Annotated in this window: 15 protein-coding genes; 8 read left to right on the top strand and 7 right to left on the bottom strand. The window is 50.8% G+C overall.

Going from position 1 to position 14,334, the window contains the following annotated elements; translation table 11 throughout:
- Positions 1 to 5 precede the first annotated feature (5 nt).
- Positions 6 to 1,568, bottom strand: coding sequence for a cyclic di-3',5'-guanosine monophosphate phosphodiesterase PdeC (gene pdeC, locus HV318_RS15155; RefSeq protein WP_182273410.1), 1,563 nt, complete (start codon positions 1,566 to 1,568; stop codon positions 6 to 8).
- 339 nt (positions 1,569 to 1,907) lie between these two features.
- Positions 1,908 to 3,308, bottom strand: a complete 1,401-nt coding sequence (locus HV318_RS15150) for a sensor domain-containing diguanylate cyclase (RefSeq protein WP_182273409.1) — start codon at positions 3,306 to 3,308, stop codon at positions 1,908 to 1,910.
- A gap of 478 nt (positions 3,309 to 3,786) precedes the next feature.
- On the opposite strand from HV318_RS15150, the gene HV318_RS15145 reads away from it, so the two are divergent.
- The gene (locus tag HV318_RS15145; protein ID WP_172514016.1) at positions 3,787 to 4,068 is read left to right on the top strand and encodes a YjcB family protein; all 282 of its coding nucleotides are present in this window, start codon (positions 3,787 to 3,789) and stop codon (positions 4,066 to 4,068) included.
- A gap of 61 nt (positions 4,069 to 4,129) precedes the next feature.
- Here the strand turns inward: HV318_RS15145 and ssb1 are convergent, their stop codons facing one another.
- Positions 4,130 to 4,654, bottom strand: a complete 525-nt coding sequence (gene ssb1, locus HV318_RS15140) for a single-stranded DNA-binding protein SSB1 (protein WP_063616552.1) — start codon at positions 4,652 to 4,654, stop codon at positions 4,130 to 4,132.
- 251 nt (positions 4,655 to 4,905) lie between these two features.
- Between ssb1 and uvrA the strand changes: the two genes are divergently transcribed.
- Complete coding sequence (gene uvrA / locus HV318_RS15135) at positions 4,906 to 7,728, top strand: excinuclease ABC subunit UvrA (protein ID WP_182273408.1); 2,823 nt, start codon at positions 4,906 to 4,908, stop codon at positions 7,726 to 7,728.
- Between the two features lie 3 nt (positions 7,729 to 7,731).
- Here uvrA and HV318_RS15130 read toward each other — a convergent pair whose 3' ends face one another.
- From HV318_RS15130 to tyrB, 3 genes are all read right to left on the bottom strand, one after another.
- Positions 7,732 to 8,085 carry an MmcQ/YjbR family DNA-binding protein gene (locus HV318_RS15130; RefSeq protein ID WP_182273407.1) on the bottom strand — a complete coding sequence of 118 codons (354 nt, stop codon included), beginning with the start codon at positions 8,083 to 8,085 and terminating at the stop codon, positions 7,732 to 7,734.
- 117 nt (positions 8,086 to 8,202) lie between these two features.
- Positions 8,203 to 8,916, bottom strand: a complete 714-nt coding sequence (gene aphA / locus HV318_RS15125; RefSeq protein ID WP_182273406.1) for an acid phosphatase AphA — start codon at positions 8,914 to 8,916, stop codon at positions 8,203 to 8,205.
- Positions 8,917 to 9,171: 255 nt separating this feature from the next.
- Positions 9,172 to 10,365: an aromatic amino acid transaminase gene (gene tyrB, locus HV318_RS15120; protein ID WP_182273405.1), complete on the bottom strand. Its 1,194-nt coding sequence runs from the start codon at positions 10,363 to 10,365 to the stop codon at positions 9,172 to 9,174.
- A gap of 206 nt (positions 10,366 to 10,571) precedes the next feature.
- On the opposite strand from tyrB, the gene HV318_RS15115 reads away from it, so the two are divergent.
- The 6 genes from HV318_RS15115 to HV318_RS15090 all read left to right on the top strand — a co-directional run bounded on the left by HV318_RS15115 (position 10,572) and on the right by HV318_RS15090 (position 13,537).
- The gene (locus tag HV318_RS15115) at positions 10,572 to 11,129 is read left to right on the top strand and encodes a DUF2589 domain-containing protein (protein ID WP_182273404.1); all 558 of its coding nucleotides are present in this window, start codon (positions 10,572 to 10,574) and stop codon (positions 11,127 to 11,129) included.
- A 75-nt stretch (positions 11,130 to 11,204) separates the two neighbouring features.
- The gene (locus HV318_RS15110) at positions 11,205 to 11,810 is read left to right on the top strand and encodes a DUF2589 domain-containing protein (protein WP_182273403.1); all 606 of its coding nucleotides are present in this window, start codon (positions 11,205 to 11,207) and stop codon (positions 11,808 to 11,810) included.
- Positions 11,810 to 12,259, top strand: a complete 450-nt coding sequence (locus tag HV318_RS15105; RefSeq protein ID WP_182273402.1) for a lysozyme — start codon at positions 11,810 to 11,812, stop codon at positions 12,257 to 12,259. The genes HV318_RS15110 and HV318_RS15105 overlap by 1 nt, the downstream gene beginning before the upstream one ends.
- 16 nt (positions 12,260 to 12,275) lie before the next feature.
- Positions 12,276 to 12,758: a ribonuclease domain-containing protein gene (locus tag HV318_RS15100; protein ID WP_182273401.1), complete on the top strand. Its 483-nt coding sequence runs from the start codon at positions 12,276 to 12,278 to the stop codon at positions 12,756 to 12,758.
- A gap of 79 nt (positions 12,759 to 12,837) precedes the next feature.
- The gene (locus HV318_RS15095) at positions 12,838 to 13,245 is read left to right on the top strand and encodes a hypothetical protein (RefSeq protein ID WP_182273400.1); all 408 of its coding nucleotides are present in this window, start codon (positions 12,838 to 12,840) and stop codon (positions 13,243 to 13,245) included.
- Position 13,246: 1 nt separating this feature from the next.
- Complete coding sequence (locus HV318_RS15090; RefSeq protein ID WP_182273399.1) at positions 13,247 to 13,537, top strand: hypothetical protein; 291 nt, start codon at positions 13,247 to 13,249, stop codon at positions 13,535 to 13,537.
- A gap of 57 nt (positions 13,538 to 13,594) precedes the next feature.
- On the opposite strand, the gene HV318_RS15085 is transcribed toward HV318_RS15090, so the two are convergent.
- Positions 13,595 to 14,188, bottom strand: coding sequence for a response regulator transcription factor (locus tag HV318_RS15085; RefSeq protein ID WP_230857837.1), 594 nt, complete (start codon positions 14,186 to 14,188; stop codon positions 13,595 to 13,597).
- Between the last annotated feature and the right edge of the window lie 146 nt (positions 14,189 to 14,334).

Genomic DNA, 14,334 nt, shown 5'->3' with positions numbered 1-14,334 from the left:
TATCATCACAAAGGTTGCTGCTGCCAGGTCATAAACTCCTGGGGCGGCATTGCTTTCGCGAAGTGCCATCCCTGACAATACTGTACGCCGCGCTTCAACAGCCAGCTCACCTGCTCGTCCGTCTCCACGCCTTCCGCAATGGTCTTAAGGCGCAGGCTTTGCGCCATCTCGATGATGTGCTCGGCAATCAGATGACTGGTACTGTTGGTCGTTAAGGTATCGATAAAGGATTTGTCGATTTTGAGAATATCGACGTTCAGCGAATAGAGATTATGCAGGTTGGAGTAACCTGTTCCGAAATCATCGATCGCCACTTCATAGCCCGCCTGGCGGAAAGCCTGAATAACGGGCGTGGTTTTAGGCACATCGATAAATCCACGTTCCGTCACTTCGATTTTGATTTGCTGCGCACGGACGGCGTAGTGGCGGGCCTTATCAGAGATCAGAGCGATCAGGCGCGAAGAGTGAAAATCTGAGGCCGACAGGTTAATCGAAATATACAGATGCGGACTGGTGGCCAGGAAATGCCCCAGATCGTTGAACACTTCCTCCACAACATAATCTGTAATTCGCTCAATCATGCCCTCTTTTTCCGCCAGCGGAATAAATTCCGCCGGGCTCATCACCTGCCCGTTAAAGCCAGGCCAGCGCAGCAGCGCCTCAGCGCCCACGCACTGGTTATTCTTGATATCAATAATCGGCTGATAGTGTACGCAAAGCTGGCGTTTGTTCAGCGCCCGGTGCAGCAAACGCCCTGGTGAGTTGAGTTCACGATGGGTGCGTGACCACATCAGTAAAATAATGATGCTGCAAATCATCCCCAACGGCAGCGTCAATGTGGCCTGGTGGTAGAGGATTTCATAAAAACGTTTGCTGGAGGTTGATACGATAGCTGCAATGGGACGCTTATCGGATTTTACGATGGTATAGAAACGGCCATCTTTTTGAAATGACGATTCCTTATGTCGAATCATCGAATTTAATAAAGACACATTTGCTTTCTGGCTGACAGAAAAGAATGCATTGGTCACCGTGTCATACACGCCCCATGACAGTGAATAATCTGTCGACATTACCTCACTGTAGAAAAGCGGGTTGACTACCACGACATAATTTCCGCGCTGCATATATGTCATTTTATAGCCAGTGAAAAATGGCGTATCGCGATAATAATAGATAGCCACATCAGGCTTACGTTTGTAATTTGCAGCGGCGATAGCGTAAGGCTGTTCAGGAGTAATCGCGGTCGAACAAAGAAAATTCTGACCTTCAGCATAAATTAAATCGGCGATGAACAGGCGGCCACGAACAACGTTCAACATATATTGACGATGTCCCGGTGTACAAAGTTCACCCTGATATTTTTCGGCGTCGCTACGGGCCAGCTCCACCTGTTGAATAACGAGTTCTGTTTTGTCTAAAGCCAGTTCGGCAAATGTGCGTAGCTGGGCGCTTGTTTCCGACACGGCTCTGAGCTGGGCAAACCATAGCGCAAGCATCACCGGCAGCATAACTACCATGATGATCCCTACCACCCTGAGCATCTTGCGCCGCGCGCTACGATTCATTTCCCGCCCTATATCCCTGCATTTTGTACGCCCGTAGTAATGAAGGCCGGATGCTTTGTTAAACAGGTGATTACGTTGCATGAATCATGCGAAGTTAGCAACTGACTTTTGGTATTAAAATTCTTAAAATTCGTTATGACGATAATATTTTCCCGTAAGCCAAACTGAAAGTATTCATTCCGTTTCTGCTAAGGAAAATAATTATCCAGCCTGAACTGGAGATTTTAAGATAGCACAACAGAGGATCGTTGATTAAACCAAACTTCCGGCAGCATGAAAAAAGTACAACATGAGTATGAAATTTCATGCTATTTGCCCGACGCTATTTCCGGGTTTGATTTATAAATAATCAGAAGCCACCACTGTTTTCCCTCGCCCCATACGCTTGGCATCATATAATGCTTTATCGGCACGCATCAGTAATGCTGAAGTATCGCGTTGTGGCTGGCACACCTCAACAACCCCTGCGCTAAATGAAAGCACCAGTTTTTTATCGCCAACCCGCAGCGGCTTCGTGGACAAAACAGAACGTAGCCGGGCGGATAGCAGCATAGCGGCATTGCCGTCAGTTCGTGCCAACAGGAGCAAAAACTCTTCACCTCCGACACGTCCCAGCGCCGAGTCCACCGGAATAAGCTCCCGGATACAGTCACAAAAATGAATTAGCGCCACATCGCCAACCTGATGCCCCCATTCATCATTGATCTGTTTGAAAAAATCCAGGTCAAACATCAGCACGCAAAAATGGCTGTTAGTATCCTGTCTGGAGCTTGCCGCCAGCGATGATTTCAACTGCTGCAAAATCGCAGACCGGTTAAAACAGCCGGTGAGATCGTCAGTGGTCGCTTTCACTTCCAGCTGCTGTTCCGCTTTTTTACGTTCGGTGATATCCAGCCCAATATTCAGGATAGAGTTGTCCGGTAACAGAATGTTCGACCACAGGATCGTCAGTTGCACACCGTCTTTGCGTACCGGATGCCACTCATACATATCCTTTAGCGGTGAGATACGAACCGACTCCAGCACCCGCCGCCGTTCATCCGGATCGGGGTAAAACAGTGACAGTGGATCTGAATGCGCACCGATCTCCGCCATCGTCCAGCCAAAGACTTTTTCGCACTCAGCATTCCACAACACACAACGGTTATACTTGTCGAAGGAGTTCATCAATACAGGTGCCCGCTCAAACAACGTTTTATACTGCGTTACGACACGCTGCATTTCCTGTGCCGTTTTTTCACGGGCAATAATTTCCTCAAAATAATCCTTTAATTTCTCAACCAGCACTACCATGATATTTTTCAGGTTCGGCAAAGAATATAATTTTTCCTCAAATGCCAAAAAGAAATAACCGCTACAATGCCAGTCATGAGTTGAAAGTTTGCATAACACACCGCTTTGTAATTGTGCGTAACCAGGGTGCTGAGGGGAAAATAACGAATGGCCAATTTTCTCTTTCCAGTAAACCACCCGCCACGAACGGTGATTTCGCTGTAGCAGCGTGCTGGCAAGAAAATCAGTGACTTCAAACGAATGGCAGGCCACCTCACCCACACAGACCACGCGCTGCAGCCCATCATTATCAACGCTTATCCAGGCAAGCGTTGATCCCAGTGCCCGGTTGATAGTCTCCAGCATTTCCGCCAGTGAACACTGAGCGTTAAGCAGAGGCATCAGCTTCGCCAGCGCGTGCAACGCCCGCGCGCTGTCATTAACAATCTCACGTCGTTTTTCTTTCATTATTTTTTCGCAGATGATTAAACGATAAAAAGAACGCAGCTTTCTTCAGATTCAAAAAGCATAAAGTGGAGACCATTTCAGCGAAATCAAATAACGCCGTGTGTAATTAAAATAATACATAATAGTAAAAAGGCCAGAAAATTCAGGAGCCTGAATCATTAGCTACGAGTACATTTATTTGTCCACTCAAGCATAATCCATAGGTTTACGACTGTAAATATTATACAACCAGGGAAACATTGCAGAGGTTTTGTTATCTCAATGAATTTATTATAAAGAGTCAGTGAAATGGTTGCTTAGTCTGCAAAGATATATTTTCCACTCAGATTTCAACACCGTTCCTGTGGTTATAAATCCTCCACTTTTCACCACACGACCACTGGCGAATAAAACAACAAACGTGATATAGTTCACATATATTATGTAACGAAAAACACTTTTTCAGTGTCGTGCGTCAGCTGTTTCGAGGATGGATTTTATGGCGACCATTACCACCAGCATGGTTCTTCTGCGCTGGCCCTTGTTGAGTGCGGTGTTGATGTTTTTAGCCAGCACGCTGAACATTCAGTTTCGTAAATCTGACTATGCTGGTCTTGCCGTGATCAGTACCCTGTTGGGTTTGGGTGCGGCGTGCTGGTTCGCAACGGGTCTGCTCGGCATCACCCTGCTGGATATCACCGCCGTCTGGGAAAATATTAAAGTGGTGATGGTGGAAGCCATGAGTCACACCCCGCCAGACTGGCCGATGGTGATTACCTGATCCCTGGTTAATAAAAAACCCAGACGCTTGTCTGGGTTTTTTTATTTTTAGCGTCTGGTAATCAGAACGGAATGTCGTCGTCGAAGTCCATTGGTGGTTCGTTTGACGGAGCCGGAGCAGACTGCTGCTGCGGGCGGGGCTGCGCGCCGCCGCTGAACTGGTTGCCGCCCTGTGGCTGCTGAGGCTGACCCCAACCGCCCTGCTGCTGGCCGCCACCTGCTGGTGCGCCACCGCCCTGACGGCCACCCAGCATCTGCATGGTGCCGCCAACGTTGACCACCACTTCGGTGGTGTATTTTTCAGCGCCGGACTGATCGGTCCATTTGCGGGTACGCAGCTGGCCTTCAATATAAACCTGAGAACCTTTACGCAGGTATTCACCGGCCACTTCTGCCAGTTTGCCAAACAGCACAACACGGTGCCATTCGGTCTGCTCTTTCATCTCACCGGTCGCTTTATCACGCCAGGATTCGGAAGTAGCCAGCGTAATGTTGGCAACTGCGCCACCACTCGGCATGTAGCGTACTTCCGGGTCCTGGCCCAGATTACCGACGAGAATCACCTTGTTTACGCCTCTGCTGGCCATGTTCGTGTCTCCTGAATACGTTTCTTAATAGTGTAAACGCGCGAGTGTACCATTTCCATGCGACACTTTGATAGTTGCGTAGCACGTTCCAGAGTTCTCTCGCCAGCGCAACATTGTTGCACAGCGAATCAGAAATTGCATTCCAATACTGTATATTCAAACAGGTCGAGTTGTGTCATAATTAGCCGTTTCTGACAGTCGGTTGTCCTTCAAACAAACCAGGCAATCCGTGTTCCAACCGGGAAAGGTGAATGGATAAGATCGAAGTTCGGGGCGCTCGCACCCACAATCTCAAAAATATCAACCTCATAATCCCTCGCGACAAACTCATCGTCGTGACCGGGCTTTCGGGGTCTGGCAAATCCTCACTGGCTTTCGACACGTTGTATGCCGAAGGACAGCGTCGTTACGTTGAGTCCCTCTCTGCGTACGCACGTCAGTTCCTGTCACTGATGGAAAAACCAGACGTAGACCATATTGAAGGGTTATCACCTGCTATCTCTATTGAGCAGAAATCCACTTCGCATAACCCGCGTTCAACGGTTGGTACGATTACCGAAATTCATGACTACCTGCGTCTGCTGTATGCGCGCGTGGGTGAGCCGCGCTGTCCGGATCACGACGTCCCGCTGGCGGCGCAAACCGTCAGCCAGATGGTGGATAACGTGTTGTCGCAGCCAGAAGGTAAACGCCTGATGCTGCTTGCGCCGATCATTAAAGAGCGCAAAGGCGAGCACACCAAGACGCTGGAGAACCTGGCAAGCCAGGGCTATATTCGCGCCCGTATCGACGGGGAAGTGTGTGACCTGTCAGACCCACCCAAGCTGGAGCTGCAGAAGAAGCACACCATTGAAGTGGTGATTGACCGCTTCAAAGTACGCGAAGATCTGGCAACCCGGCTGGCCGAATCGTTTGAAACGGCGCTGGAACTCTCTGGCGGCACCGCCGTGGTGTCCGATATGGACAACCCGAAAGCGGAAGAACTGCTTTTTTCTGCCAACTTTGCCTGTCCCATTTGCGGCTACAGCATGCGCGAGCTGGAACCGCGTCTGTTTTCGTTCAACAACCCGGCGGGCGCGTGTCCGACGTGCGACGGTCTGGGCGTACAGCAGTATTTTGACCCGGATCGCGTGATCCAAAACCCGGAACTGTCACTGGCAGGCGGGGCTATTCGCGGCTGGGATCGCCGTAATTTCTACTACTTCCAGATGCTGAAGTCGCTGGCAGAGCACTATAAATTCGATGTCGAAGCGCCGTGGGGCAGCCTGAATCCACATGTACACAAAGTGGTGCTGTACGGTTCGGGTAAAGAGAACATCGAGTTTAAGTACATGAACGATCGCGGCGATACCTCCGTGCGTCGCCACCCGTTCGAAGGGGTGCTGCACAATATGGAGCGCCGCTACAAAGAGACCGAATCCAGTGCAGTACGTGAAGAGCTGGCGAAGTTTATCAGCAACCGCTCCTGTGCAACCTGCGAAGGGACACGTCTGCGCCGCGAGGCTCGCCACGTCTTTGTCGAAAACACGGCGCTACCGACCATCTCAGACATGAGCATCGGTCACTCGATGGACTTCTTCAACAACCTGAAGCTCTCCGGCCAGCGCGCGAAAATCGCCGAAAAAGTGTTGAAAGAGATTGGGGATCGGCTGAAGTTCCTGGTGAACGTGGGTCTGAACTACCTGACGCTTTCCCGCTCTGCTGAAACACTCTCCGGCGGTGAAGCGCAGCGTATTCGTCTGGCAAGCCAGATTGGTGCGGGCCTGGTGGGTGTGATGTACGTGCTGGATGAGCCGTCTATCGGCCTGCACCAGCGCGACAACGAACGCCTGCTCGGGACGCTGATCCACCTGCGCAACCTCGGCAACACGGTGATTGTGGTCGAGCATGATGAAGATGCCATCCGCGCCGCTGACCACGTTATTGATATCGGCCCGGGCGCAGGCGTTCACGGCGGTCAGGTAGTCGCGGAAGGGACGCTGGAAGATATCATGGCAGTGCCAGAGTCTCTGACCGGCCAGTACATGAGCGGCAAGCGCAAAATTGACGTACCGACGCAGCGCGTGGCGGCAGACCCGGAAAAAGTGCTGAAGCTGACTGGCGCACGCGGCAACAACCTGAAAGATGTGACCCTGACGCTGCCGGTTGGGCTGTTTACCTGTATCACCGGCGTGTCCGGTTCCGGTAAATCGACGCTGATTAACGATACGCTGTTCCCGATTGCGCAGACGCAGCTGAACGGCGCGACCCTCGCCGAGCCTGCACCGTACCGCGACATCCAGGGGCTGGAGCATTTCGACAAGGTTATCGACATTGACCAAAGCCCCATTGGACGCACCCCGCGTTCCAACCCGGCGACCTATACCGGCGTCTTTACGCCTGTACGTGAACTGTTTGCGGGTGTACCGGAAGCGCGCTCGCGCGGGTATACCCCTGGACGTTTCAGCTTTAACGTCCGCGGTGGCCGCTGTGAAGCATGTCAGGGCGACGGCGTAATCAAGGTTGAGATGCATTTCCTGCCGGATATCTACGTACCGTGCGACCAGTGCAAAGGCAAACGCTATAACCGTGAAACGCTGGAGATTAAGTACAAAGGTAAAACCATCCACGAAGTGCTGGATATGACCATCGAAGAGGCTCGTGAGTTCTTTGATGCAGTCCCTGCGCTGGCGCGTAAGTTGCAAACGCTGATGGACGTAGGCCTGACCTATATTCGTCTGGGGCAGTCTGCTACCACGCTGTCTGGCGGTGAAGCGCAGCGCGTGAAGCTGGCGCGTGAACTATCCAAACGAGGCACCGGTCAGACGCTGTACATTCTGGATGAGCCGACGACCGGCCTGCACTTTGCCGATATTCAGCAGTTGCTTGATGTTCTGCATCAGCTCAGAGACCAGGGCAACACCATCGTGGTCATTGAACACAATCTGGACGTGATTAAAACCGCAGACTGGATTGTCGATCTCGGCCCGGAAGGCGGTAGCGGCGGCGGTGAAATCCTCGTCTCCGGTACGCCAGAGACCGTTGCAGAGTGCGAAGCCTCGCACACCGCACGCTTCCTCAAACCGTTGCTGTAGTTGTCACACGGAGAGTTGCTGTCGGGTCACTTCCGGCAGCAGCTCAACCGCCTGTTGATAAGAGGCATCCACCAGATAATAAATCTGCGAGCCTGGCAGCGAGCCATCAAGATAAACAGTGCTCCAGTGTGCCTTGTTCAGATGCTTACTCGGTCTGACGTCATGGTGCTGCTGACGTAACAAATCCGCCAGCTCCGGGCTGGTTTTCAGCGATGCAGCCGGGCGGCCCTCAACCTCTTTCACCATAGCAAACAACACGTCGCCAACCTTTATTTGCGTGGCTTTCCAGTCGCTGTGAACGCTTTGCTCCGCACCGGGTTTACTCATGCAGTACTGGAGTATCTCCGAAATTGTCATCTTTGCTCCCCTGTGAATGGGTTGAACTCGAACTGAGTGCCTGCCTCTTTAAATTGTGTAGCAAGACGACAAAAGGTAAACCCGGCAGGCCTGATTTGTTCAAAAAATCAGCATACATCAGTATTCAGAATTCACAATCACCTCTTCGCCAAATTTCCCGGCCATTGGCAGCGGTCGATAGGTCGAGTTAGAGGCGCGTAGTACCCTGATCCCTCTGGCTCCCACATCATGAGCGGCGGTAATGTCGTTATCCGAATCACCGTAGAAGATTTTGATATTTTTCTGCTCCAGCCACTGGGTTTTGGTGTTTTGCCCGGACTTGTCACCGGCAAAAATAACCGGGTTCATGCTGGTCGCCGGGATCTGGAAATCATCCTGCAGCGTTTTTGATACGGTTTCAGTTTTGGTCTGGCTGCGCCCCGTCACAAAGTAAATGCTGTCACCACGCTTAGCGTGCATGGCGATCAACGCACGGGCAACCTCTTTCGGGATGCTGAACTCATCCCAGCCGTTATTCATCTTCTCCCAGAATTCGGGGTTCTTCAGATACGCTTCGCTGTCCGGTGAGAAGGTTTTCTTGCCCCGCCAGAAACCCGGGCTGGAGAACAGCACGGTATCGTCGATATCGAAGCCTACAGCCATTGGCGGACGCCCCATCAGGCTATTTTCAATTTGTGCCACGGAAACCCAGTGAATGGGTGCCTGTTCAGCAAGAATGGCGGCGGTGGTTCCGGTGTAAAGCGGCGTCGGTGCAGAAGCACGCGCGACGACTGCACTATTAAGCGAGAACAATAAACAGGCGGCGCTGAGCGCCAGTGTGATCTTGCGCATATTTTCCCCTGAATATTCAGTTTGTTATCGTTTTAATTTGAGCGAATGGTCAAAAAACTATCCGACCATAACCCCAGCGGGAAGTGAAAGAAAGGAGTTTTTGCTTATGAATCTGAATAAAAAGAAGAAGATCACAAAGCGCGGATGCGTGGCGTAGGCCCGGTAAGCGCCAGCGCCACCGGGTAAGATTTTCTGCGGCCTGATGCCCTCATCCCGACCCTCTCCCACAGGGAGAGGGGGAATGATAGTGAATACTTACATCACAGCAGCGAAGGCCTGAGCCACGCGCTTGACGTTATCGGTATTCAAGCCCGCCATGCACATACGACCACTGGAAATCAGGTAGATGCCAAATTCTTCACGCAGCCTTTCAACCTGAGCCGCGCTCAGACCGGTATAGCTAAACATCCCGCGCTGCTTAAGCAGATAGTCAAAGTTATGCCAGGGAACGGCCTCTTTCAGCACATTAACCAGTTCCTGACGCATCGACAAAATGCGCTTACGCATCGCTTCCACTTCGGCAAGCCAGGACGCTTTCAGCCGATCATCTCCAAGAACCGTGGCCACCACCTGCGCACCAAAGTTTGGCGGGCTGGAATAGATGCGGCGCACTGTCGCTTTCAGCTGACCCAGCACACGACTGGCTGCTTCGGCATCTTCACATACCACGGACAGGCCGCCAACGCGTTCGCCGTACAGAGAGAAGATTTTTGAGAAGGAGTTGCTGACCAGTACAGGTAACCCGGCGCTGGCAGCGGCACGAATGGCGTAGGCATCGTCTTCCATTCCTGCGCCAAAGCCCTGATAGGCGATATCGAGGAATGGGATCAGGTTACGCGCCTTCAGCACCTCAATCACGGCATCCCACTGTGCATTGGTGAGATCGGCACCGGTCGGGTTATGGCAGCACGGATGCAGCAGTACAATACTGCGCTCTGGCAGGGTGTTCAGTTTTTCCAGCAGCGCATCAATACGTACGCCGTTGGTTGCACTGTCAAACCACGGGTAGGTCGACACCTTAAAGCCCGAGCCTTCAAAAATGGCTACGTGGTTTTCCCAGGTTGGATCGCTGACCCACACGCCGGAATCCGGGAAGTATTTTTTCAAAAAGTCTGCGCCGACCTTCAGCGCCCCTGAACCGCCCAGCGTCTGGATGGTCGCCACGCGTTTTTGCGCGAGTACCGCGTGATCGGCTCCAAACAGCAGCGGCGCGATGGTGTTGCGGTAGGTGTTTAACCCTTCCATTGGCAGATAGAGCGAGGCCCCGTGCGGAACCGCGTTAAGACGCGCTTCGGCTTCGGCCACGGCCTGCAGCTGAGGAATGATACCGCCCTCGTTGTAATACAGACCAATGCTAAGATTCACTTTGTCGCTGCGAGGATCTTCTTTAAAACGCTCCATTAAGGAGAGAATGGGGTCGCCAGCATAGGCGTCTACTTTCTGAAACACGCGATGGTTCTCCGGAATTCGATGAGGCAGGGAATTCCACAATAAACTGGAACATGCCGTAACACCACCCCTTCGCCTTATCCTGCAATTGGCATAGGTTTTTTGCATCCTCTCGCCATGACATTTACCCAATATTTTCGCCCCCTCCGCTCCCGTAATGTGACTCCTGCGCAACCGCGCATTCACTGACTCAAGGAGTTCACATTATGGATTCACAATTTATTGGTTCAGTCATTAATGCCCTGCCACTCGAACATATGATTGGTGGGCCACTGCAGGCAATGATCAAAGCACAGGTACAGGCCAGCAAATCCTATGCCGACTTCCTGCTCTCTGTCTGTATTAAGGATGGTAAAGCCGTTGCCATCGAATTCGACTACGACGAAACCCTGGTAGACGAGCAAGGGGTGAGCAAAGGTAGCGTCACCCGCAAAATGAGTATTCCGCTGCTGGCGGCGGTTACTCACCCGATTATTTGTATTGAAGACGGTACCATCGATTTTGAGCTGGAAGTCACTCAGAGCGAAGCCAGTTCAAGCAGCACTGAAGCCGAAGCCTCGGTGGAAGCGTCAATCGGTTGGGGTATCTTCTCAGCCAAAATGACCGGTAAGGTATCGCACAAATCAGAACAAACTCGTTCAACCGACACACGCGCTAAATATTCCATCCATACCCAAATCAAGCGTCAGGATCCACCTGAAGCCCTCCAGCGCGTCATTGACTATTTAACCAACGCCAAAACCAAGCCTGTTGCTGCGCAATAACGTTTTGCACTGTGGGTAATAGCCATTCCGTAACGTACGGGGCCGCCTTTGGTGGCCCCTCTTCAGGAGCGAATTATGTCTTTTAAAACATGGCTACGCGGCAGTAAGGATGAGGAGCCAGAAAATAAGAGGGAGAAAGAGGCTGACGGAACGACGCCCCCTGTACAAGGGAAAAATCCGCCGCCACCGCCTGCGGATATTCCCGGCGTACCGGTCACGCTGGAGGATATTACGCGCGGAATGCAGTACGCCGCAACGGCGGCAAACGAGTTAATCGCTCAGCAGTACATGAAGATGCTGGATCCCTTTTTCGAACCCGCCGATGACGGTTCACTGATCCCGCGCACCGTCCAGCTGGCACTGGATGAGAACCACTATTTCGATCTGCCCCTCGTTGCGCTCTCTACACCGCGTGGGCTGATGCTGGAAAAGATGAAGGTCAACCTGACGATCCGCACGGAAGGTATGCAAGCCCCCTCCCCGCAATCGGGAGAAAACGAGTTTGGCCGCTTTCACGTCAGCCTTTCACCTTCCAGCGATAGCAAAGGTGGGCGTGACAGCCGCCACGTTGACGTGGAGATGCAATTTACCGCCCTCCCACCACCAGAAAGCATCATGCGTTTGATTGATGAGTACACCAACAAAGTTATCCCCCGTCCGAAAGCAGAGGAGACTCCGTGATGAACAAGCAACCAGAAAGCACTGGTGACAAAGGCGTGCAGCTGATTTGCCAGTTTGAAGGACTAAAGCTGGAACGTTACCGCGATGCCGTCGGGTTATGGACGATTGGCTACGGCCATTTGATTCTGAAAGAGGAGATGGAAAAGCTCATCAAAATCACCACCGGTGAAGCCAAAAATATCCTGCGCAAAGACCTGAAGCGCACTGAAACTGGCGTGAAGAAACTGCTGACGCTGTCGGTTACCCAGAATCAGTTCGACGCCCTGGTGTCCTTCGCCTTCAATCTTGGCCTCGGCAATTTAAAGAAATCGACGCTGCTTAAAAAGGTCAACGCAGGAGACAAAGAAGCGGCTGCGTTGCAATTTAAATGCTGGAACAAAGCAGGCGGCAGAGTACTGGCGGGGCTTACGCGTCGCCGTGACGCCGAAATGAGATTATTTCTGAGTTAACCATTAAAGGAACATCATGAAAATCAATAAACTAATCACTGTAGCGCTGTTATCGGTTTCGCTTTTTTCAGCCATGCAGGTCAGTGCCGCTTTAAAAACCTGTGAAGATGAAATTAAAGAGACAAATACCTTTTTGACGGAAAAAGGTGTTCCACCGGTAAATAACATCACCGATTTAGCGACCACGCTGCGCAATATTAAAAATTTTGGTCGGCTACCTGACAGGTATATCACCGTAGATGAAGCAAAGCGTCTTGGGTGGTCTGGCCAGGCGTCTGAAACGCTGTGGGGCGTGAAAAAAACCAACAACAGATGGATAGGTGGCGATATTTACAACAACCCAGCGCTACCGGCAAATCAAGCCTGGCTGACTGCGGACATTGATGTCGTGAAAGGATATCGCAGCCCCAAACGGGTGATTTACAGCCTGTCAGGGCCACAGCGATTTATTACCACCGATCAATACCAACATTTGGTTGAGCTTGAACCTTGCCAATAACCCACTCTGTAACTGGCGGTGAAATCCCCTGACTTCTCAATCACGGACAGGGGATTTTACCCACGCTGAGGATAAGCCCATGTCTGACATCTATCTCCCCACACTGATCAGTGAGGCACTACTGGCTTTCTCTGGATTATTTGGTGGCGTAAGTATCTCCTTTTTTTGGCAGCCACAACGGCTGCACCAGCATAGTCGATTTGTCGCAGGCGTGATCTTTGGTGGAATAAGTATGGGGGCCGCCATTGCATTGGGCGGGTTAGCGGCTCGCTGGCTCAAGATCGATCTGACTCAGGCAGATATCACTCTGGGCCTGGGGTATATCTTAGGTGCGCTCAGCAATGGGTTGATCGTCTGGCTGGCAAACTTCTTTCGACGGCATGAGCAGCAGGATATTTTTGATGTTGCCAGCGTAATCAAAAGAAAAGTCAGGAACGATTCACTCCCTCAGTCAGATTCAAATGATAACAAGCTCAACGGGGAATAATATGCTCAATATGAACAAAGACTGGGTACTGCTGGTCATTATTCTTGTCGATCTGATAACGTCATTTATTATTTTGTTTGCCGCCTATAGCCGCCGTGTTCATGCATTGCCTGTTATGAGTAAGATAGGTCTGGCAGCACTGGCATTTGGTTTTTTCGGTGAGAGCTGTCTGAATGTAAAATTCATTTTGACAGGAGAAGATATCTTAAATGATAGCTTCCCATTTTGGTTACTTCAGGATTTTGGTACGTTAGTTGTGGTGATTTATTATTTTTTCCTCAGACATAAATAGTAAAAAGCGCAACAAATTCCACATTTGTTGCGCTTTCATCTGCATCTGTAATGTAACCTAGATCGCAATATATTTATAATAGAGCATTGCTGCCTGCGTGCGGTTATTCACCTGAAGACGATGGAAAATGGATTCAAGGTGTACTTTTACGGTTCCGGCACTGATATTTAACTGCCTGCTGATTTGTTTATTGGTACCTCCTTTTGCCAGTAACTTCAGCACCTCCTGCTGGCGTCGGCTCAGCGTATGAATGAGTAGCGTGTTACCCGGAGCTTCACGATGAAGTATGGCCTGTTCAGGAAAACAGACAACGCCGGATGAAACCATGCTCAGGATCTGGCTGATTTTTTCCACGGGAAGATCCTTGGTAAAAAGACCTTTTACATTTTGCTGAATATAAAAATTAAAGATCCCATCCGTCGCCTTTCTCAACATCACAACAATGGGTAATGAAGGCCAGTCCTGCGTTAGCATTTTGATGAACTCGCTGCAATTCATTTCACCGTCTAACAGAACAATGTTAACGGAAGTGGACATCAAAACGGTGTGTGCGTCTTCGAAGCTGTCTGTAGAAAAAACGGTACATTCAGGCATCACTCTCTTTAGTTCAGTCTTCATACCGTGAATGTAGATCGGTAATTCATCAATCATCAATACATTCATCACCACTTTACCTCGTCTTGGTTTTATTTCCTTACGTTATTAAATAAGCCTTTTCAAAAATAAGTATGAGTGTAATTTGAGAACTTGAAAAACAGCAAATGGCATAAGACAAATGTCATATTCACACGCATTAA

Origin of the sequence: Enterobacter sp. RHBSTW-00901 (assembly GCF_014103115.1) — a bacterium.
Taxonomy (GTDB): Bacteria; Pseudomonadota; Gammaproteobacteria; order Enterobacterales; family Enterobacteriaceae; genus Enterobacter; species Enterobacter cloacae_P.
This window is presented reverse-complemented; position numbering and strand designations above follow the sequence as displayed.